16 protein-coding genes are annotated in these 22311 nt (G+C 46.4%); 12 read left to right on the forward strand and 4 right to left on the reverse strand.

The features are described from left to right. Window positions 1-51 precede the first annotated feature (51 nt). Window positions 52-1455: a DUF1254 domain-containing protein gene (locus B3F51_RS10470; RefSeq protein WP_286946951.1), complete on the forward strand. Its 1404-nt coding sequence runs from the start codon at window positions 52-54 to the stop codon at window positions 1453-1455. 75 nt (window positions 1456-1530) lie between these two features. Continuing rightward, a complete protein-coding gene (locus tag B3F51_RS10475; RefSeq protein ID WP_286946953.1) occupies window positions 1531-2994 on the forward strand; it encodes a histidine kinase N-terminal 7TM domain-containing diguanylate cyclase in 1464 nt (487 codons plus the stop codon). A gap of 92 nt (window positions 2995-3086) precedes the next feature. On the opposite strand, the gene B3F51_RS10480 is transcribed toward B3F51_RS10475, so the two are convergent. Both B3F51_RS10480 and B3F51_RS10485 read right to left on the reverse strand, forming a co-directional pair. Then, the gene (locus tag B3F51_RS10480) at window positions 3087-5063 is read right to left on the reverse strand and encodes an FAD-dependent oxidoreductase (protein WP_286946955.1); all 1977 of its coding nucleotides are present in this window, start codon (window positions 5061-5063) and stop codon (window positions 3087-3089) included. A 30-nt stretch (window positions 5064-5093) separates the two neighbouring features. Further along, a complete protein-coding gene (locus B3F51_RS10485) occupies window positions 5094-6254 on the reverse strand; it encodes an iron-containing alcohol dehydrogenase (RefSeq protein WP_286946957.1) in 1161 nt (386 codons plus the stop codon). 290 nt (window positions 6255-6544) lie between these two features. On the opposite strand from B3F51_RS10485, the gene B3F51_RS10490 reads away from it, so the two are divergent. From B3F51_RS10490 to B3F51_RS10520, 7 genes are all read left to right on the forward strand, one after another. Beyond that, window positions 6545-8095 carry a PucR family transcriptional regulator gene (locus B3F51_RS10490; RefSeq protein ID WP_286946959.1) on the forward strand — a complete coding sequence of 517 codons (1551 nt, stop codon included), beginning with the start codon at window positions 6545-6547 and terminating at the stop codon, window positions 8093-8095. Window positions 8096-8119: 24 nt separating this feature from the next. Then, a complete protein-coding gene (gene fdhD / locus B3F51_RS10495) occupies window positions 8120-8926 on the forward strand; it encodes a formate dehydrogenase accessory sulfurtransferase FdhD (RefSeq protein WP_286946961.1) in 807 nt (268 codons plus the stop codon). Window positions 8927-9013: 87 nt separating this feature from the next. Further along, entirely contained in the window at window positions 9014-9883 is an 870-nt protein-coding gene (locus B3F51_RS10500; RefSeq protein WP_286946963.1) for an AraC family transcriptional regulator, read from the forward strand. Further along, window positions 9880-10806: a DMT family transporter gene (locus tag B3F51_RS10505; RefSeq protein WP_286946965.1), complete on the forward strand. Its 927-nt coding sequence runs from the start codon at window positions 9880-9882 to the stop codon at window positions 10804-10806. Before B3F51_RS10500 ends, B3F51_RS10505 begins: the two co-directional genes overlap by 4 nt. A 132-nt stretch (window positions 10807-10938) precedes the next feature. Then, window positions 10939-12570: a D-alanyl-D-alanine carboxypeptidase family protein gene (locus B3F51_RS10510; protein ID WP_286946967.1), complete on the forward strand. Its 1632-nt coding sequence runs from the start codon at window positions 10939-10941 to the stop codon at window positions 12568-12570. 121 nt (window positions 12571-12691) lie between these two features. Continuing rightward, a complete protein-coding gene (locus B3F51_RS10515) occupies window positions 12692-13003 on the forward strand; it encodes a rhodanese-like domain-containing protein (RefSeq protein WP_250934094.1) in 312 nt (103 codons plus the stop codon). A 280-nt stretch (window positions 13004-13283) separates the two neighbouring features. Continuing rightward, complete coding sequence (locus tag B3F51_RS10520; RefSeq protein WP_286946992.1) at window positions 13284-16364, forward strand: EAL domain-containing protein; 3081 nt, start codon at window positions 13284-13286, stop codon at window positions 16362-16364. 143 nt (window positions 16365-16507) lie between these two features. On the opposite strand, the gene hydF is transcribed toward B3F51_RS10520, so the two are convergent. Continuing rightward, window positions 16508-17758: a [FeFe] hydrogenase H-cluster maturation GTPase HydF gene (gene hydF, locus B3F51_RS10525; RefSeq protein ID WP_228878459.1), complete on the reverse strand. Its 1251-nt coding sequence runs from the start codon at window positions 17756-17758 to the stop codon at window positions 16508-16510. Window positions 17759-17825: 67 nt separating this feature from the next. Continuing rightward, window positions 17826-19220, reverse strand: coding sequence for an aspartate ammonia-lyase (locus B3F51_RS10530; protein WP_286946970.1), 1395 nt, complete (start codon window positions 19218-19220; stop codon window positions 17826-17828). 340 nt (window positions 19221-19560) lie between these two features. Between B3F51_RS10530 and B3F51_RS10535 the strand changes: the two genes are divergently transcribed. The 3 genes from B3F51_RS10535 to B3F51_RS10545 all read left to right on the forward strand — a co-directional run bounded on the left by B3F51_RS10535 (window position 19561) and on the right by B3F51_RS10545 (window position 22101). Further along, entirely contained in the window at window positions 19561-20697 is a 1137-nt protein-coding gene (locus tag B3F51_RS10535) for a hypothetical protein (RefSeq protein WP_286946972.1), read from the forward strand. 179 nt (window positions 20698-20876) lie between these two features. Then, a complete protein-coding gene (gene epsC / locus B3F51_RS10540) occupies window positions 20877-21821 on the forward strand; it encodes a serine O-acetyltransferase EpsC (protein ID WP_286946974.1) in 945 nt (314 codons plus the stop codon). 118 nt (window positions 21822-21939) lie between these two features. Further along, window positions 21940-22101, forward strand: a complete 162-nt coding sequence (locus B3F51_RS10545) for an HTH domain-containing protein (RefSeq protein WP_286946994.1) — start codon at window positions 21940-21942, stop codon at window positions 22099-22101. Window positions 22102-22311 lie beyond the last annotated feature (210 nt).

Raw genomic sequence — 22311 nt, forward strand, 5'->3', positions numbered from 1 at the left:
ATGTCAATGATACATTACACTAGCTTATTTGAATAAGAAGGGAAATTTGTCATGAAGAAGATTACCAAGATTATCTGTCTATTTCTTTCGTTGCTGTTTTTGAGTGGCTGTACCGCCAGCCAGAATGGACCCAAAACAGAAAGTATCAAAGAGACCATCTACGATGCCTACGTTTATGCCTTTCCGTTGGTGCTGGTGAATGCCACCATGGAAAAGATGACCAATACGGTAGAGCCAACGACGACCCAGGCACCGCCTAATCAGTTGTTCCACAGCCATAATCTGGCCAATGCCAGTGCCAAGGATGTGGTCACCCTTAATACCGATACCTTGTACTCCCAAGCCTTTCTTGATCTGTCGGATACGGCAATGGTTTTTGTGATGCCCAAAGCTGACCGATTTTGTTCCGGGGAGATCATGGATGCTTATACCAATGCCGTCAAAATTACCGGCTCCGGCAGCGATAATCCGGATCAGACGGCTTTTCTGATTACCGGGCCGGATTACAGTGGTGAAATTCCCAAAGACCTGGTTCATGTTGCCATGCCTACCAATATGGCCTGGATTCTGTGTCGGGTGCTCAGCTACGGCGAAGCCGATCTTGACAATGTTTATGCCATTCAAAATAACATCCAATTGCTGCCGCTGACGAATTATTTGTCGGGGGAAGCCTATATTCCAGCTAAGGGCAGCTATAGTGAAAGTAATAACTTTATTCCCATCGAACATGTTTTGCAGATGACTCCGGCGGAGTTTTTTAATACCGCCAATGCGTTAATGGTTGCCAATCCTCCTGCCAGCGCCGATCAGGCCATGATCGAAAAAATCAGTGCGGTGGGCGTCGGCCCGGGCCTTGAATTTGACCCGGCGATATTGGGGGATTCCGGACAGGACGAGTGGAATACGATGATCAATGATCTGTCGACCACCTTGTTCAACGATTCTCAGGATTTTCTGGTTCAGATGAATAACTGGCGGTTTTTTGGTGAACCGGTGGCCGAATTTGGCACCGAATATGATTATCGGGCATTGATTGCTTTAAACGGTTTGGCAGCCAATCCGGTTTCCGTCGCCATTTATCCCAATGCCAGCACCACTAGTGATGGCGTCACCTTTGATGGCACCAACAATTATGTGATCCATTTTGACAAAGAGCAGCTCCCACCAACCAAAGATACCGGTTTCTGGTCGATCACCGCCTATGACAGTGATAATTTTTTAATCGATAATCCGATTAATCGTTACAGCATCAATGACCGCAGTGCCGTCACCTACAATCAGGATGGATCACTGGATTTATTGCTGCAAACCCAGGCCCCAGCTGATGCCACATTGGCAAATAACTGGTTGCCGATCTCAGCCGATAACTTTCATCTGTACCTGCGAATTTATCTGCCTCAGGAATCAGTGTTTGATGGCAGTTGGCAACCGCCAACGATAAAAAAGGCCGAATAAAAAATCAGCGTGTCGATTAGTTCGGTTTGCAAGGGTGTTTTTTTGACAACGATAATTTTGAATGAGGCTAGTTAGATGAATATAATTTTAAGCACAATATTGGTGGTTTCATCAATGGTCTTGATTGTTTTGGGGATCGTTGGCTTTCGGCATCGGGGAATTTCTGGGGTTAAAGCGATTACGCTATTAATGTTTGCCATGGCAATTCACAGTTTTGCCTATGGGATGGAATTGATGAGCTCGGATTGGGAAACCATGTATCAATGGATTCGAGTGGAGTATCTGGGCGTGTCTTTTTATCCCATTCTCATTCTCTGGTTTGCCAGAGAGTATGCCGGGGAGCGGCGTTTTGCCAACAATTATGTGATGGGGATTGTGCTGGCCATCTGTACGGCTACCTTGTTTTTGGTTGAGACAAATGCGATGCATGGTTTATATTATGCTCAAATGGGGGTGGATAGAAGCATTGGCTTTCCCATCGTGATGACACAAAAAGGTCAATGGTATATGGTTCAGGTAGGGGCCTTGTATTTTGCGATGATTTATGCCCTGGTTGTTTTGATTGGACAGATCCTAAATACCAGAGGGGTGACCCGAAGGCGGGCCTTTCTGGTTTTTACCGGAATGCTGGTTCCGATGATTGCCAGCACCTGTTATTTATTGGGCTGGGGAATTGGTGAAATTGATCTGATACCTTTTTCATTTATCTTTTTAAGTGTGTTGGTGGCCAGTGGTATTTATCGCTATGATATTCTTTTTTTGAGTGAAGTCACCCATGAAATGATCTTTAATACCATTGGTGAGGGGGTTATTGTGGTTGACAGCGAAGGCTATATTCTGAAAATGAATCGGGCGATGCAAAGCTTGTTTGGAATCCTCGGTCAATTAAAGATTGGAGAGCCCATAAACCGTTATATGGTTTTGGCGCATATTTTGGAGAGCAGTGATTCTCAGACTATTGCCATGGGTGATAAACATTATCAGATTCGCTTGAATGCGATTGGAAAGCACCATGGAACCATCGTTGTTTTTACCGATGTGACCGAAATTACTGAGGCAAAAAAACAGGTTGAGATTTTGGCTATCACTGATCACTTAACTCAACTCTATAATCGGCATCATTTTGTCCAGCGATTCAATCAGCTGGAGAAGGCGGGCGTGGTTATGTTGCTGGATATTGACCACTTTAAGCTGGTGAACGATCAATATGGACATCTGGCCGGAGATACCGTACTCTGTGAACTTGCCGATTGCTTGAGTGAGCATTTTTACGATGGCGTGATTTGTCGCTACGGTGGGGAAGAGTTTGCGGTGCTGATTGAAGGGGAAAGCCTTGAAAATGCCAGAAACCGGGGCGAAGCGTTCAGGGCGGCTTTCCAATCCCGACAGACGGATTTTCCCTGTACGGTGTCGATTGGCTTATGCTGGTATAATAAGGCAGATTACAGCAAAACCATGAATCAGGTTGATAAGCTTTTGTATCAGGCCAAAAATGCAGGTAGAAACGCTGTGGTTTGGGAAGAAGCGCTTGAGACATGAGAAGAATACGGATAAAAACATAAAAAAATTGGCGAAGCCTCAGGCTTTGCCAATTTTTATCGAAAAATTTAAAAATATGATAGTATTAAAATCTAAACCAACTGATAAGCGGCGACAAAACCGGTTTCGACGGCATTGGCAATGCGGCCAATCTGAGCCGTGTCACCAATCTTGACAACCCGATCAAAATGAAGAACGAGCGCATCGGCCAAGGTTTGATCAGCTTTGACGCCTAAGGATAGAACCACATTGTCAACGGCGAGGTCAAGGCATTGGCCGTTGCTTTGTTCCAACCTAATCGTGGCTTCATCAATTTCGATCAGCTTATGGGCTGGCATAAAGACGGTGCCAAATTTAATCAGGCGGGCCTGAACGTCGCTGAAACTCTGCCAACTGGCATCGGGGCCAATGCGATCAGCCATCTCCACCACAAAAACCTCATTATCCTGGGTTTCCAGCAGTTCAGCCGTTTCAACCCCGGTCATGCCAGAACCGATCACAGCGACTTTTTTACCAGTGAGCTGGACCTTGCCAGTGAGAATATCGGTACTGGTGCAGACATGGGCTTTTTTGACGCCTTTGATCGATTGAGGAACGATTGATTCGGAACCGGTGGCCACGAAAACAGCATAAGGGTTCAGGGCTGTAATGGCATTATGGGTGGCTGGTGTATTGAGGCGAACTTCGACCCCCAGCTTGGTGAGTTGGGTTTTATAATAGTCAATCAGCCAGTTGATTTTATCTTTATGAGGCGGCTTGTTGGCCAGACCGAGTTGGCCACCCAGTTCGCCGTCTTTCTCAAATAAGACGACCTTAAATTGCCGTTCAGAAAGCTTGCGGGCCGCTTCCATGCCCGCAGGGCCCCCACCGATAACAACCACTAAACGGCCATCGCCATCCTGCCGGGCATCATTATAGAACCATTCCCGGGCGGCCCGGGCATTGATGGCACAGGCAAAGGGTTCGCCCTTCATCCCATTGGCAATCATGGAGTCCATGCAGTTCAGACAGGAGATGCAGCGGCGGATATCATCCACCGCTCCGGCAGCAGCTTTATTAACCCAATCGGGATCAGCCAATAGACCCCGGGCGATGGTAACCCCGTCCACGCGACCCTCAGCAATGATTTTTTCAGCAAATTCCGGGTTGCGGATCACACCGACCCCAAAGACCGGCACATCCACCGCTTTTTTTACGGCTTCAGCCAGATAGATTTTCCAGCCTTCGTTAAAAGAAATCGGTTCCCAGGCCTGATTCATGGTTTCATAAATACCAGCCGAGACATTGATGGCATCGAGACCAAAGGGCACCAGGTATTTACAGATTTCCACTGCTTCATCCAGTAGCAAGCCGTCTTCGGAAAAGGGAAACATCGATTCCCGGAGAAACTCATCGGCTGAAATCCGGAACATCACCGGGTAGTCGCGACCGACGCGGGCGCGAATGCCTTCAATAATTTCTTTAACCACCCGGGCCCGGTTTTCGGTGCTGCCGCCGTATTCGTCAGTCCGTTTATTGGTCAGCGGGGAAATAAACTGGTTTAGCATGTAGCCATGAGCGCCATGCAGTTCAACCCCGTCGATCCCCGCTTTGTAGCAACGTTCGGCGGCATTGATATAATCCTGAACAAAGCTTTTTATTTCGGCATTGGTCATTTCCCGGCATTCGGCCTGGGTCAGCATGCTCTTGATGCCACTGGGGGAGATGGTCGCCCGCCCACCGATGGCCATGTTATCGGTTTGTCGGCCGGGATGATGCAGCTGAATAAAGATGGCACCGTCATAAAAATGAACGGCTTTAGCCAATTTTGCCAGTCCCGGGATACAGTCATCGGTGGCGGCGGAGGTTTGGCGGGGCATCATCACGCCGGTTTCATTATTTACCCGGGTGACTTCGTTGATAATCAGTCCGACCCCACCTTTGGCACGCTCGGCGTAGTAGGCGCATTCGCATTCCGAAACCGTGGCATTGTCATGAGCCGTTCCCGAACCCATAGCGCCCATCACCACCCGGTTTCTGATTTTTAATGAACCAATATTGATGGGGGATAATAAATTTTCAAAAGTCATAGAGATTCTCCTTAAATTTTATAAATCGATTTACTGATAGCAGTCGTAAATCTTGGCCAGCGATGCGGCAATGCGTTCTTCAGTGGCCGGAACCGGACAGAGAAAACGCAGACCTTCATTGGCGACATAGTTTGTACAGCCGAGGATTTGTTCTCGGGATATAGTTAAGTCCGGAAGGGTTGGAATCCCCAATTGTTTCTGAAATTGACGTAATCCATTGGCGACGTCGATTCCAATTTCCTGGGGATCAGTGGCACTGATGGTTAGGCCCATGCAAGTGCCGATTTTTTTGACTTTTTCGGGATAAACGGGAGCTGTTAATTCAAGGATAACCGGTGTGACCAGGGCGCAGGCAATGCCATGGGGAATATGAAAGGTGGCGCCCATGGCGTGGGCAATGGCGTGACCCAAGTGAACCATGGCATCATTAAAGGCAATGCCAGCATTGTTGCTGGCCAGGGCCAGATTTTCCCGGGCTTCAAGATTCAAGGGATCGGCAGCAGCGATTGGCAGCCATTTGGTAATCCGTTCAATGGTATCATAACAGAGAATATCGGAGTGGGGATTGGGTTGCACACTGGTTAATGCTTCGCAAACATGGGAAAAAGCGTCCATGCCGGTGTAAACTGTAATTTCTTTTGGCATCCCCAGGGTCAATTCAGGGTCAACAATCGCAAAGCTGGGTGGTGCAATGGCACCGATTTTTTCATGATTTTTGGTATCGCTGATGACGGCGATAATGGTGCTTTCCGAGCCGGTGCCAGAGGTGGTGGGGATCAAAATCAGCTTTATCGGTGGGTTTTCCAGCGGCATCATGTTTCGGGCCGAATCCAGCAGTTCCGAAACACTGACATGATTGGCAGCCAGGGTGCTGATTCCTTTGGCGGTATCCAGAACACTGCCGCCGCCAATGCCGACTATCCCATCAATGGCGTGAGTTTTTACCAGATCGGCACCAGTCTGAACCGTGTAGTCCGGGGCATCCATTTCACAGTCGGCAAATAAAAAGATTTCCATTCCGGCTGCGGTTAAACTGTCGACTACTTTTTGAGAGTGCCCCATTTTTTTTACGTTTTCATCCGTGACGATTAAAACCCTGTTAAATCCTAATTCTTTGGCTACATCTCCGGTGGTGCTGACAGCGCCAGCACCGAAAGCTACCGGACATAATTGTGAGTATCGTTGTACCATCTCAAATCCTCCTTGATTTTGTTAAAGCGTTGTCATTTCGAGCTGGCACCAGTATAGCAGTTGGGGGTGGCGCCGTCTTTGTGAGGGTTTGAGATTTTAGTGATCAAAAAAGAAGTCGTTTGACAAAGCAGGCTTGTAAAAAGTGACAAAATAAGGAGGTTGAATTGGTAAATTATTCCTAAAAATGAGATCGGCAAACGGTCAGTGGTTTTTATTTAAGACCCTGATGTACAGGGGTTTCACCCCGTGATATAATGAGTCAAATTCGATAAGATGATAAGGTGGTTTTGATGGCGGTAACACTTAAAAAAATGAGGTCGGTATTGAATGGGCGTCCTGTTAGAATGCGCATCAATGAAAATGACGACACGATTGAAATTAAAGGCATTGACTTTTTTACTGAACAAGAAGACGTGTCGCCGGACTATGCCTATGTTATAAAGGGGTCTGATATCCAGCGACGACTGGATCACAAAATCTGTTTTATTATCATCGAGGATCAGCCCCTGGACGAAAAGTATACGGGAGAAAGTGGCACGAATGCCATTCTGGTGGATAAAGCCTGGAGCCCGGAAACGGTGATTAAGCGGGTCAGACAATTATTTGAGGATCAGTATCGGATTGGCGACAGCTCAATAAAGATTCTTGAGTCCTGTCAGAAGGGCTATACCATCCAGCAATTACTGGATCTGGGCTATCAACTGCTGGGTAATCCCTTGTTGCTGGTTGATGTTTCATTATGTTTTATTGCTCATTCCGGGGGAAATAATATTAATAATGAACCGCTTTGGGAATGGACTTTGTCCAAGGGCTATGTCAATAAAGAGTATGCTAAATCGGTGATGACGGATGAAAATCAAAATGAAATCGATCAGGGCAAAGAGGTGCTGGTCATTTGGGAGACGGGCTTGTTAAACCACCGGCAACTGGTTGGCCGGGTTTTAAAAAACAATCGTCCGTTGGCCTATCTGAAGCTTTTGGAATACCACCATCCAATTAGCGAAAGTGATCAGGAAATACTGATTATGCTGTGTCATGCTGTAGCGATGACCATGGAGGATGCCAACGGCATCAGCCAGACCGCCAGTTCACTGAGTGACACCTTTTTAATTGCCCTGCTGAACCAGAAAATGTATGATCATGCGGCCATTGAAGAACGGGAAAGAATTTATGGACTAAAGCTCTATAAAAATCTTTTCGCCCTGGTTATCCGCATCGATAATCGCCAGAATACCAATGATCGGTTGTATTACTTAAAGCGGATTTATCAGAATTTCTTTAACCGGCAAACGGTGATTATTTACAATGGACAATTGGTGATTTTGCTGGACACCATCACCGCAGAAATTCAGAATGAGCGGGAAATGGCATCGTTTGAAAACCTACTGGAAGAAAATGACTGCACCGCTGGCATCAGCAAAATATTTTATCACCTGTACGATTTTTGTGAGCACTATAAACAGGCGCACAATGCGCTGACCTTGGGCGATCAGCTGAAAAAACCAGGGCGAATTCGCAACTATGATGATCTGATTATTCCCCATATGATCTTAAGCTTTAGAGGGGAAACCAATATTAAAAACTTAATCCATCCGGTGGTGAAAACACTAAAAGACCTGGATGATAAAAAGGGCAGCAATTTTCTGGAAACCCTGGTAGCTTATATTAATTATAATCAGGATACCACCCTGACTGCGAAAAGTTTGCATGTTCACTACAATACCCTCAAATACCGGATTAATCGGATTATTGAATTAACTGAGCTTGATTTATCCGATAGCGAAACCTTGTTCAACATTCAGCTCTCAGTGAAGGTGAATGATATTTTAGCCTGTTTATAGTAAAAAAGTGGAGAAAAAAGCGCAATGAAGATAATCAATGAAAGCCACAACTTAAGTTTAAAAGAAAGTTTTGCAATCGAACGCATCCGGCAGTCGGCAGATCATCGCTTGACTGAAGAGAAAATGACCGATATGGTGATTGTCGAACATCATCTGAATGCCTATATTAATGATCAACTGGCCTTTAAACTGGTCTGCAGCCCCGAAAAATTGGATGCCCTGGTGCTGGGATTTCTGCTCAGCGAGGGCTATATCAAAAATCCCGATGAAATTGAATTTATTTATGTCTGTGAAAGTGGGGAGCGGGTCAAGGTCCAGCTGTATAAACCACTGCCATTGCCGGAAATTGATCATGATACCGGCAGCAACTCGATTTCCTGTGGCAATAACCGAAAAATCCGCCAGGCTGCTTACGCCAAAAGCCTGATGCCCTTACCGGTTCATGACTGGTCCCACGAAACAGTATTGATGCTGGCCAATGCCTGCAACCACAATGCCGGGCTGTTTGCCGAAACCGGCGGAACCCATTGTTGTGCGATGAGCATTCGTGACGAACTGGCGTTTATCTGCGAAGATATCGGCCGCCACAATGCAGTGGATAAAACCATTGGCCAGGCCATGATAGAAGAAAAAAATATCGCTGAGGCGATCCTGTTTACCACCGGCCGGATTCCCTCGGATATGGTTATCAAAGCGATCAGAAGCCGTATCCCGGTGATTGCCTCCCATTCAGCGCCCACCGACGAAGCGGTTTTACTGGCCCGTCAGTTTAATCTCACCCTGATTGGCTTTGTCAGAGGCAAACGAATGAATCTTTATGCAGGAAAGTAATTTCCTGCTTTTTTTTCGGAACTGCAATATCATCCTAGAGATAAAAGAAGATTAATGCTACACTGGGATGGAAGCGGAGGTAGTTAAATGAAACACCATGAAGAACGGATCGTCCGTTATGATGGCGAACTGAAAATCGAAGCCTTGCGGTTAAAAGGCATTATTCAAAAATTCCCCAATCACTTTCATGAACATTATGTGATTGGTTTTATTGAAAGCGGACAGCGAAAATTGTCCTGCAAGAACAGGGAATACCGGGTAGAACCAGGGGATTTGCTGCTTTTTAATCCCTACGATAATCATTTTTGCGAACAAATTGATGAAAAACCCCTGGATTACCGGTGCCTCAACATCAAACCGGAAATAATGAAGGAGGTGGTTTTTGAAATCACCGGAAAGCCGGATAAGTTGATTTTTAAACAGCCGGTAGTAGCCCAGTGCGAGCAGGTCAAGGCCCTTCAGGAACTGCATCAGATGGTCATGCAGGAAGCAGGCGAATTTAACAAAGAAGAAGCCTTTCTATTTTTGATCGAGCAGCTGGTCGAAGAATATGGAATCCGGGAAACCGATGGTGATCAGCCGGAAAGTGATGGCAACATTGAAATGATCTGCGCCTACCTGGAAGCACATTATCAGGAGCGGATCACACTGGCAGACTTATGTGCCTTAACCGGATGCGGCAAGTATTATCTGGTCCGGGCCTTTACCAGAACAAAGGGGATCACCCCTTACCGCTATCTGGAGACGGTGCGCATCAACCAGGCCAAGCAGTTGCTGGAAAAAGGGCTGGAGCCGCTTGAAACAGCTTATCAGACCGGATTTTCGGATCAGAGTCACTTCACTAATTTTTTTAAGCAATTCATCGGGATTACGCCCAAACAATACCAGAAAATATTTATTTCGAATGATCCGCAGCCCCGGGGAACCAGGAGCGGGGACGAAGGGCGCAAAAATTGAGCGGCGAGTATCGGCTGACTGGCCATCTGGCCGCAGCGTTTACGATTTTTATCTGGGGCATCACCTTTGTTTCGACAAAGATTTTACTGGATGTTTTTAGCCCGATCGAGATTCTGGTTTTTCGCTTTGTGATCGGCTATCTCGCCCTGACCCTGGTCTATCCCCGGCGCATGGGCCTACGCAGCTGGGCCGAGGAAAGGCTGATGATGGCTGCTGGTTTGTGTGGGGTTACCCTCTATTTTTTGCTTGAAAACATTGCCCTTACCTATACCTATGCCACAAACGTTGGGGTGATTATTTCGATTGCCCCCTTTTTCACCGCCATCCTGGCCCATTTCTTTCTGGATGGCGAAAAACTGAGCCTGAATTTTTTCATCGGTTTTCTGGCTGCCATTATCGGAATTTTTCTGATCAGCTTTAATGGGATCATGGTGCTGCAACTCAACCCCATTGGTGACTTACTGGCGCTGCTGGCAGCCGGAGTATGGGCAGTTTATTCGGTGCTGACCCGTAAAATTAGTGGCCTGGGGTATCACAGCATTCAAACCACAAGGCGGATCTTTTTTTACGGGCTCCTCTTTATGCTGCCGGCCCTGCCCTTTTTTGATGTCAATTGGAGTCTTAAACCATTGGCAGAGCCGGTTTATCTCTTTAATCTGCTGTTTCTGGGACTGCTGGCTTCGGCGCTCTGCTTTGTCACCTGGAGTCTGGCAGTCAAGCGATTGGGAGCCACTAAAACCACGGTTTATATTTATCTGGTGCCGGTCATCACCGTGGCAACATCGGTGCTGATTCTTAAGGAAAGATTAACCGGGCTAGCGGTACTGGGAATTGGGCTGACCCTCCTGGGGTTGATCATTTCTGAAAAGCAGAGCGCTCCGGGAAAAAATAGGATGACCGAAAAAACTGAAAAAATCAGCTAACAGGAAATACGAGCAGACATGATTTTACAGCGAATGCCGACAAATTATCTGACCATTCCCATGATTTATGATAAAATAAATCATGGGAATTAATTTTTTAAGATAATACTATAAAAGGAAGGGTTGAATGAAATGTTAAGATTAAGGGCAATGAGGATCACACTGATTGGTTTATTCGGTCTGGTTTTATTGTTGGCGATGACGCCGCATATCAGCAGGGTTAGCGCCGAAGATAATTCGACACAAACTGAAAACGCTGTCACAGCCGATTCGGTGGAGCGGGTCGTGACCTCGGAGCGTGCGGTGAATGCAATGATGGGTTGTTCTTATCGTACCCATGTTCAGAATGTCGGTTGGCAGGATTTTGTCAGCAATGGAGCCATGAGTGGCATGGAAGGCCAGGGGCTGCGGTTGGAGGGTATTGAAGTCAACCTGGAGAATGTCAGCGGTGATGTGGGCATTGAGTATACCACCCATGTCCAGAATATCGGTTGGCAGAATTATGCAAAAAACGGTGCGATGAGCGGAACCTCGGGCCAGTCACTCCGGCTGGAAGCCATCAAAATCCGACTGATCGGGGCTGACGCTGGGAATTACGACGTTTACTATCAGGTTCATGCCCAGAATTTTGGCTGGCTGGATTGGGCTAAGAATGATGCCAGCGCCGGAACCGAAGGGTTTGGTTTAAGGCTGGAGGGGATCAGAATCATGGTGGTACCCAAGGGTGATCCGGCACCGGGGGCAACGGATCGTCCCTTTGTCACCACCAACACCCAATCGACCTATCGAACGCATATCCAGAATATTGGCTGGCAGGGTTGGCAGAAAAATGGCGAAATGAGTGGTACCACAGGACAGAATCTGCGTCTGGAAGCCATCGAAATAATAAATGAAAATCCAGAAAGCAATGTTGGTTTTGAATACCAGACCCATGTCCAGAATCTTGGTTGGCAGGGTTGGAAAGAGGACGGTGAATTGAGCGGCACAGCAAACCAGGGGTTGCGACTGGAAGGAATAAAGATTCGATTGACGGGAGCCAATGCCAATCTGTTCGACGTGTATTATGAAGCCTATGTGGAAGGCTTTGGCTGGATGCCCTGGGTGATGAATGGTGAAAGTGCAGGGACTGAAGGGTTGGGGCTGCGCCTGGAGGGCATTAAAATAATTGTTCAACTAAAAGGCTTGCCGATACCTGACAATACCGCCAACGAATTGGGCTCACTGGCCCAGCTGGTCAATAAAAACCATCATATCCCAGCGGATTATGTACCGGATGATCTGGTCTGGGTTAATCTGCCTTCCACCCGGGACACCCAACTGCGGGCTGATGCCGCCGAGCATCTGATCCAGTTATTTAATGGTGCCAGTGCTCAGGGCTTGACCCTCTACTGCAATTCCGGGTATCGCTCTTATGCGACTCAGGCGGCATTGTATCAATGGAATGTCGAGATGTATGGAGTCGCCGGGGCGGAGCTGGTCAGTGCCCGGCCGGGAATGAGTGAGCATCAACTGGGCTTGGCCATGGATGTCACCTCCGCCACCGTTGATTTTGATCTGGTGGAAAGTTTTGGTGCCACGGCGGAGGGTCAGTTTATCCGGGATCATGCTCATGAGTATGGTTTTATTGTCCGCTATCCCCAGGGCAAAACCAATATCACCGGCTATGCCTATGAACCCTGGCATCTGCGGTACCTGGGGGTTCCGGTAGCCACGGCCATTTACAACAGCGGTAAAACGATGGAAGAATTTTATGGAATTTACTAACTGAGCGGATGATTTGGTTTTTATGAAAGGCAAAGCGATGAAAAAGTTAGGAATACTGATGCTGATTGTGGTCATTTTGGTGGCGGGATGTTCAAGTCAGCAACAAACAAAGGAGAAGATAGTGTCAGTTAACAAAATTACGGCTGAAGAGGCCAAAGTCATGATCGATGAGGGTGAAAACCTGGTCATCCTGGATGTCCGGACTCAGGAGGAATATAACGAAGGTCATATTGAGAATGCCGTACTGATTCCGGACACCGAGATCAGCGCTAAGGCTCCCACTGTTTTAGCCGATTCGAATCAGACCATTCTTGTTTATTGTCGCACCGGCCGCCGGAGTGCCGAGGCGGCAAAAAAACTGGTGGATCTCGGCTATAGCAATATCTATGATTTTGGTGGTATTGTGGATTGGCCCTATGAAGTGGTGAAGTAGCAGAGAATGCGATTGAAAATAATGACTGCCAACAGAATGACTAAAAAGTTCAAGCACCCCATTCTGAAAAAGAATTGGGGTGCTTGAATTTGTTTGACATTCTTTGGGGGTCTCGAATACTCGTGGTGAGTGAGTTGCTAAAAGCATCCACAGGCGGTTTTAATCATGAAATTGCAACAAATTATGTAGAAATTGAATATTTGTGGGTATAAAGCATAAAAACAATGATGGTTTGTTCTTGTGATCCAATACATATCATGGGAAAGGAGCAATTGTGGAGATGATACCGTATCTGGTTTCATTTATATTTTTTGTGATTGGCGGCAGCTATGTTTTTTTTGGCAGCAATATTGTTTTGACTAATTCAAAAGAGAAAAGCAACCGTCTTTTTTTTGTGTTGTGTACATTCCTAAGCGTTTGGGCTTTCGCATTTGCTCTGGCGGTATCGGCACCGGATTTGGAAAGCTGTTTATTCTGGCGCCGGGTATCGGCCTTGGGGTGGGCGACCTTTCCGGGGCTGCTGTTTCATTTTTTTCTGGTACTAACCCAGCGTAACAAGCTGTTAAAACAATGGTGGCTTTATTTTTTGATCTACATACCGGTAGCAGTTTTAGTTTATGTGTTCTCCCTGTCACGGGACTTAGCAATTATTCAATATAATTTAACGAACACGCCCTTTGGCTGGATCAATACCCCAGGGAATAACGGCTGGGATCGGCTGTATGATTTATACTATTTTGGTGGTATTTTGTTAGGGCTGGTGTTATTGATTGATTGGATCAGAAATACAAAAAATCCACAATATAAAAAACAGGGCCGCTATATTTTGCTGTGCTTTTCAGTTTCTCTGGCAGTAGCAGTTGTTTTTAAAGTCATCAGTCAGTTGTTTTCACTGATGTCAATCCTCCAAATACTGCCAAACATTATGTATATCGTGACGTTGTGTATCTTTTTTTCAATCAAAAAATACGGCCTGGTGAAGATGAAGCCCATCAGTACCTACGAAATGATTTTAAACAACCATACCCGGGAACAGATCTATAATTACCTGACGGTAGTCTTTATTGCCGGTAGTTTGTTGAATATTATTTCCCAGTATTTTATGGCCAGTTCCGACGAGCTCACTGCCATTTTCCGCTTTAGCAGCCTGCTATTACTGGTTGGGCTGGTGATTCAGATTACCCAGCGGAGCAATCGTTTAAGAAAGCATCAGAATAAGATCATTATGGTGATATTGGTAGCTGCCATTCCGTTGATTACCCTTCGGTTTATCAGCTCAGCCAGTCTGACAGTATGGGCTTTTCCCTTTATTTTAATTATTATGGCCCTTGTATTTAATAACCGGATTGCTATCGTGGGAATCACGGTGTCGATTTTTTTGACCCAGATTCTGGTCTTTATCATCATGCCGCAGGCGATTGTGGTGATTGACAGCAACGAGCATGTGGTCAGAATTGGATTGTTTGGTATCGGTATCTGGGTGGCCTTTTTTGTCAACTCTTTGTATGTTCAGCGGCTAAAAGAAAATACCGAGCAAATTAAGATTCAGAAAATGATTGCGCAGATTTCCGCAGAGTTCCTGACGGTCAGTAGTGAGAATTTTGAAACCATCACCAATAAATGGCTGGAAAAAAGCGGCGAAGCTTTTGATATGGATCGGGCCTGTCTGTGCTTTTTCAGTCTGGATAAAACAAATTTCAGTTGTACCGATGAATGGTGCCGAGAAGGGCTAAAACCGCAAAAGCATTGTCATCAGGAGATCCCGGTGGCAAATGCTCCGGCCTGGATTAAGCGGATACTTGCCAATCAGGTGGTGCATTGTTTTGAGCAAGCGAATCAATCAGGGGAAAAACAGGAAGAACAAAAAATATGCGGCAACAGCAATGTAACCATGGCCATTCCCATTTCCTGCCGGGGGGGCGATGTTCGGGGATTTTTAGTATTTTATTTATCCCGAGAAGTTGCAGTCATTGATGATCGATATGCGGATATGTTGGAAATCATCGCCAATCTGCTGGCAGATGCGATGTCAAAGATTCAGTCCGAACGGGAAATCCGGTATCGGGCCTACTATGACCAACTGACCGGATTGCCAAATCGATTGTTGTTAGGTGAACGCATCGCAAAACAAATTGAGGTATCCCGGACAGCCGAAAAGATGATCGGGTTCATCTATCTGGATATTGACAGCTTCAGAACCGTTAACGATATGATGGGGCATGAAGGAGGGGACAAATTGCTGATCCAGGTCAGCCAGAAACTGGCCCAAACGATCAAAAAAACCGATACAGTTTGCCGCTTTGAAGGGGATGAATTTGTCATTATGCTCAATAACATCGCCCGGGAAAAAGAGGTGCTAAAGGTAGCTAACCGAATCATTGGTTTATTCAAGTATGCCTTTATAGTCAACGGCCAGGAATTTTATATTGCGGCTAATGCCGGTATTGCTATTTTTCCCAAGGATGGGGAAACCGCCGAGGAACTGATTAAGAATGCTGACATTGCCATGTATAAGGCTAAGGATAAGGGCAAAAATAATTACGTACTGTGTTCAAACACCATATATGAGGAGGTAGAATTTAAGAATAAACTCATCAGTCATTTGTATCATGCCTTGGACAATAATGAGTTGCGGGTTTATTATCAACCCCAGATTTCTCTGGAAACCGGTAAAATTGTTGCCGTTGAGGCGTTGTTGAGATGGCAGCATCCGGAGCTGGGGTTGATTCCGCCGAAGGTGATTATTCCCCTGGCGGAACAAACCGGGCTCATCAATCCTATTGGGGAATGGGTATTAAAAACAGCCTGTCTTCAAAATAAAAGTTGGCAGGACATGGGACTAGCCCATGTTCGAATTGCTGTAAATGTCTCGGCCACCCAATTTCGCAATCCGCTGTTAATCAATCAAATTCAAAAATTACTCAAAGAAACAGAGATGAAACCCAAATATCTGGAACTGGAATTGACTGAGAGTATTGCCATCAACAGAGCCAACTATGTGATTAGGGTATTGAACCGACTAAAAAAAATAGGGGTCTACATCTCAATCGATGACTTTGGCACTGAATATTCTTCGCTGAGCCGTCTAAAACTGTTGCCCATTGATCAGTTAAAAATAGATAAGCAGTTTATTGATGGGATTGTTGGTGATGAAAAAGATCAGGCCATTGTTAATACGATCATCCAGCTGGCTAAAAATTTAGGCATTGCTGTCATTGCTGAAGGTGCGGAAACCATCGAACAGGTCAATTTTCTAAAAGAAAACCGCTGTGATACGGTTCAGGGCTTTTACTACCATAAGCCAATGCAGGCAGTGGAAGTTGAACAGGTATTGCGCCAGAACCTGAAAACACCCGGATGATATATCAGGGTGTTTTTTGACGATAGTGGAACCCACTCGTACACTGGCGTCGATTTTTATATTGAGATTAAGTTTGAGATCGATATTCAGGGCGGTCATTGACCGCCCACACAGCAAACTTGCCTGTAACTGAATGTACTGCGTTAATTCAATTGATTTTCTTCCAGGGCCAGTTTGGCTGCCGGGAAAGGCTCCAGCGCCCGGCTTAAGATTCCCTGAACGTAGGCGATCAGCATCCCGTAGTTGGTGATGTAAACCCCTTTTTGTCGGGCGGTGTGAACCCGGTATTGCATTTCCCGACGGTTGAGCATACAGCCGCCACAATGGACAATCACCGCATACTCGCCAATATCCTTGGGATAATGGGCCCCGGAGGCCCAATGGAAGTCAATATCACAGCCAGCAATCTGGCGGATCCAGCGGGGAATTTTAACCTTGCCGATATCATCGGCCTGGCGGTGATGGGTACAGCCCTCAACAATCAGCACCTTATCCCCGGGGGCCAGTTGTTCAATCCGTTTAATCCCCCGAACCATTTCGGCCAAATCGGTTTTTTGTCGGGCAAACAGGATCGAAAAAGAGGTCAGGGGAATATCGGCAGGGGTATCGGCCGAGACCTTCAGGAAGGCCTGGGAGTCGGTGATGACAATGGCTGGCGGCTTGTTCAGGCTTTCCAAGGTGTGTTTGAGCTCATGCTCCTTGGTGATCATCGCCACCGCATCCTTTTCGAGGATGTCCCGGATGGTTTGCTGCTGGGGCAGAATCAACCGACCCTTGGGGGCCGATTTGTCAATTGGGGTCACCAGTACCACCATATCTCCGGAATCGATCAGATCGCCAACCAGGGCCGGTTCCACATCTTCATAATTGGCATGGTCGATGATCATTTGCTTAACGGCTTTAATCCCGGTGCCATTATAAACACTCGTAAAAGATAAGGGGATTTTAAGGGATTTTTTCAAGGCTTCGATCTCTTCCGGTGCAGGACAGCCCTTGTCGGCTTTGTTGAGCACAAAAACGCTGGGGATTTTGCGCTTGATCAGTTGATCAATGAATTCTTCTTCAAAGTCAGTGATGCCGGTTTCAATATCTGCCACCACAATGGCAAAATGACATTTCCGGAGGACCTCATAGGTTTTTTCAATCCGCAGCAACCCCAGTTCACCGGTGTCATCGAGACCAGCGGTGTCAATAAAGACCACCGGGCCGATCGGCAGCAGCTCCATGGTTTTATAAACCGGATCGGTGGTGGTTCCGGCCACGTCCGAAATAACCGCCACCGACTGGTCCGTCAGGGCATTAATCAAAGAGGATTTACCGGCATTTCGTTTGCCAAAAAGGCCAATCGCCATCCGGCTGGACATCGGGGTTTCATTCATACTATTGAGATTCATAATTTTTTTCCTTTCGAAACTGGGCGCAAAGCTTACGGCAGTTTTGCAATTAGCTAAGAGATTTTGATCAGTGTTTTTTATCCATGCTGGGTGAGGTCAGCCGTTCCGGTTTTAATACTGCATCGAGCTCCGAAACGGTCATCCAATTTTTTTCGAGAATGATATCCCGGATGGGCTTTCCGGTTTCTTTTAAAATCAGGGCTGCTTCGGTGCCCTTGTCATAGCCGATGATGGCAGTCAGAGCGGTGAGCATGACGGTGCTGTTTTCCAGATGGTCCCGACAGGTCTGCTCGTTGGCGGTAATCCCGGCAATACAGCGCTTGCTAAACAGCGGCAGCGCATGACGGAGCAGATCCAGTTCCTCAAACAGGTTTTTGGCAATCACCGGTAAAAAAGCATTAAGCTCCAGCTGTCCGGACATGGCTGCCAGGGTGATGGTGGTGTCATTGGCAATAATCTGGAAGGCAACCTGATTGACCGCTTCAGGGATGACCGGATTGACCTTACCGGGCATAATTGAAGATCCGGCCTGAACTCCCGGCAGGGTGATTTCGCCAAGGCCGGTGTAGGGTCCGGAGGACAGCAGCCGTAGATCATTGGCAATTTTTGAAAGATTGACGGCGGCTGTTTTTAACAGTCCTGAAACTTCCACAAAGACATCGCAGTTCTGGGTCGGATCCATCATGTAATCGGTTCGGGCCAGGCTGATGCCGGTCAGATCCCGAAGTTTTTCAATCATCGTAAAGATATAGGCCCGGGGGGCATTGAGGCCGGTACCCACGGCAGTACCACCGATATTCACCTGCCGGAGCCGCTCTTCAGCCTTGTAAAGCCGCCAGCGATCCCGGGAAATGGCCTGGGCCCAGGCGCCAAACTCCTGACCCAGGGTTACTGGTACGGCATCCTGAAGCTGGGTTCGCCCGGCTTTGATGATCCGGGAAAAGGCTTCTTCCTGTTCCTGAAGGGCCGACTGCAGGTTGGCAAAGGACTCGGTCACCGGTTTTAACAGCCGGATGGCAGCAATTCGCACCGCAGTCGGAAAGACATCATTGGTCGATTGGTGAAGATTGACGTGATCCAGCGGATGTATCAGGCGGTAATCCCCTTTTTGTCCGCCCAGGCGTTCAATGGCCCGGTTGGCAATCACCTCGTTGACATTCATATTGGCCGAGGTACCGGCGCCGCCCTGCAGACAATCCACCACAAACTGGTTACTCAGGGCTCCCGCCAGAATCTCGTCACAGGCGGCGATGATGGCTTCGCCTTTGTCAGGCGCCAGGGCGCCAATGCTTAGATTGGTCAGCGCTGCCGCTTTCTTGATGACCACCAGAGCGGCCACCAACTCTTTGTGAATCGGCTGGCCGGTCAGATGAAAATTCTCCCTAGCCCGCACCGTATGGATACCATAATAGGCATCCGCCGGTACTTCACACGGTCCTAATAAATCATGTTCAATTCGCATGTTTTCCCTCTTTTCAAATACAAAAAAGCTCTCTTTCCGAAAAATAGGCGGAAAGAGAGCGCAATTGCATCAGGATGTTTAAAAAATAAAGCAAGCACGTGCATTATCAATAAACTTGCCAATTTCGCACCTTTCCGGTCAGAAAAAATCTTTTCGGTCAGGATAATAGCAACACTATAACGTTTTCAGTTTAATAAGGCAATCTTAGCATTGTTTGACAGCTTTGTCAAAGCTGGGTTAGGGTATTATTTTGTGAACCTGGCATGATGAAATAAAGGGTGGTGTGATTTTATAAAAAAAACGGGTAAATACTCCATAAACCAGAGAGGAGGATTTGTAGATGAACTATCAAATCGTTAAAGAATTTCCCCATCCGATGATGGAAAAAGGAAAGAGGCCGGTGATCTCCATTTATGTGGATACCCATATCAAGAAACCGGATCGTCTGGAAAATCCCATCCGTTTTAAAAATCTCGTTAAAGAAGCCCAAGCGTCTTTGAAAGAGAAAGAATTCAAAGGATTTAAGGATCTGTTTTCGCTGTTTAAAGAAATGGAAGAAGATGCTTTGTTCTGGGAAGGGGCCACCGAAAGTATGGCCATTCTGGGAGATGAAGACGAATGTATTGTCTATAAGCTGCCGGTGAATGTCAAAAGCCTGGCGATTGTGTCAGACAGTTTTTATATAAAACCCCTGCTGCGAAGTTTTCAGTCTAATGGCCATTATCATGTGCTGGGACTGAATCGGGATAATTTTGTTTTGTTTGAAGCCGACCGTTACGGCATCACCGAAATTCCGGTGGATGCCAGGGATGCCACCATGGAAGGGGTACTGGGAACTGAAAAAACCGCCCCCCACCTGTCTGTGGCCAGCATCGGTGGCGATCAGTCGATGTATCACGGTCATGGCGGGGCCAAGGATGAGCGGAAGGTGGATCAGGAAAAGTTCTTCCGTCATGTCGATACCTTTGTGCTGGAACAGTATTCCAAAAAACAAAAAATACCCCTGATTCTGGTCAGTCCCGACGAACACCAGGGTGAATTCAGAAAGCTGTCAAAAAATAATTTCCTGATTGATGAGGGCATCAAAATTGATGGCGATTCTTTGGACAAGAAAAGCCTGTATGTAAAGGTTCAGGATGTGATGCAGGAACGATTTAAAAAAGAATTGAAAGACCGGATGGCCGCTTTTTCTGAAGCCCACGCCAAGGATTTGGGGTCTGATGATGTGATACAGATTGGCCGGGCCATTGTCGAAGGCAAGGTCGCAAGCCTCTATCTGGAAGAAAACACGGTTCATCCCGGCCGCTTTGATCCCCAGCTGGGCACGGTTATGCAGGGTGAAATTGCCGATCCCCGTGTTGGCGATGTCTATGATGATATGGCTGAGGTGGTACTGAGCCGGGGCGGTGAGGTGTTGATTCTGGGCAAAGATGAGATGCCCACCGAAAGGGATCTGGCAGCAGTGTATCGGTACTGACTATCTGATTACAGCAACAAATTAATTGAGGATTAACTCCTAATATTTAAAGGGGTTAATCCTTATTATTTTTCCGGATTAAGTCGGATTTTGTAGTATAATAAAAGAAAATTTTATAGAAACAGATATTTTATCAAATGGTTGATGTGTAAAAATAAGCGAAAGTGAAAGGGAACACAATGAGTAACGAATATAAAGAAAAAATAGGTAAATTGGTTGACAACATTTCAGAAAGTTATCGAAAGGAGTGCTATATTGCCCCGCATGATTTAGGGTTTTTACCAAACCGTACGGTAATCATTGATACCACTAAAGCTTTGCGCCAGCTTGTTTTCCCCAGTTATTTCGGGAAAACCAATTTTCGTAGAGAAATTCAGGATTATCATATTGGCGAGCTGCTGGTCTGTATTATTGAGAGCTTAACCAAGCAGATTACCCTGGCCTTGAAGCATCAGGCCAGCCGCAAGGAAAATTTGGGCGAGGAGCATTATCATCAGGAAGCGTTGCGAATCTGCGATGAGTTTATGAGCAGAATTCCGCAGATTCGGGAGTTTTTAGCAACCGATGTTATTGCCGCCTTTGACGGTGATCCGGCGGCAAAGAGTAAGGACGAAATCATCTTCTGCTATCCCGGTGTTTTTGCCATCAGTATTCATCGTCTGGCACATGAGTTGTATAAACTTTCAGTGCCGTTGATCCCCCGGATTATGAGCGAATATGCCCATAACATTACCGGGATCGATATCCATCCTGGGGCGACCATCGGTAAATACTTTTTTATTGATCATGGGACCGGTGTGGTTATTGGTGAAACGGCGATTATCGGGGAACACGTCAAAATTTATCAGGGTGTTACGTTGGGAGCATTATCCACTCGGGGCGGACAGAAACTCAGAGGCGTGCGGCGACACCCATGTCTGGAAGATGAGGTTACCGTTTATTCCGGGGCTTCAATTTTAGGTGGCGATACGGTTGTTGGAAAGGGTGTTGTCATTGGTAGTAATGTATTTATCACAAAATCGGTGCCGGAAGGAACAAAAGTCAGTATAAAAACTCCGGAACTGCTTTTTTCCGGTCATGCCGCTAAAGAAGTAACGATGGAAGCCTTTGATTGGGTGATTTAAATCACATCAACAGCAGCTCAAGTTCTTATCTCAATATCAGAAATGTGATTATCTCCAGAGAGAAGATTCAGGTGATGCAATGCAGATAAGCCGATTATTTGAAATTGTCTATATTCTTATGGATAAAAAAACCATTACAGCCAAAGCCCTATCCGACCATTTTGAAGTATCCAAGCGGCCGATTGATCGGGATCTTGCTATTCTTAGTCAAACGGAAATTTTGATTTACACGGCAAGGGCAAGGGTGGGGGAATCCGGATTTTGCTGGAGTTTGTTTTAAATAATCGATGCTAACAGAGACTAAGCAAAACAAAATTCTATCGGCACCCTAACACAAAAAGTTTCAGGATTATTTTTATCTTGAAACTTTTTCTGCGTTTAAAATAGAGTGCAAGGGGGTATGTAAAAAGGGTATACTGGATGTTAAAAGCGTATAAGATAGCAAGACAGAGAAAAAGGACGTAAAGGGACAAAGGATAGCTGGAATTGG

It is taken from the genome of Acetobacterium sp. UBA5834, from assembly GCF_002435675.1.
Lineage (GTDB): Bacteria > Bacillota > Clostridia > Eubacteriales > Eubacteriaceae > Acetobacterium > Acetobacterium wieringae.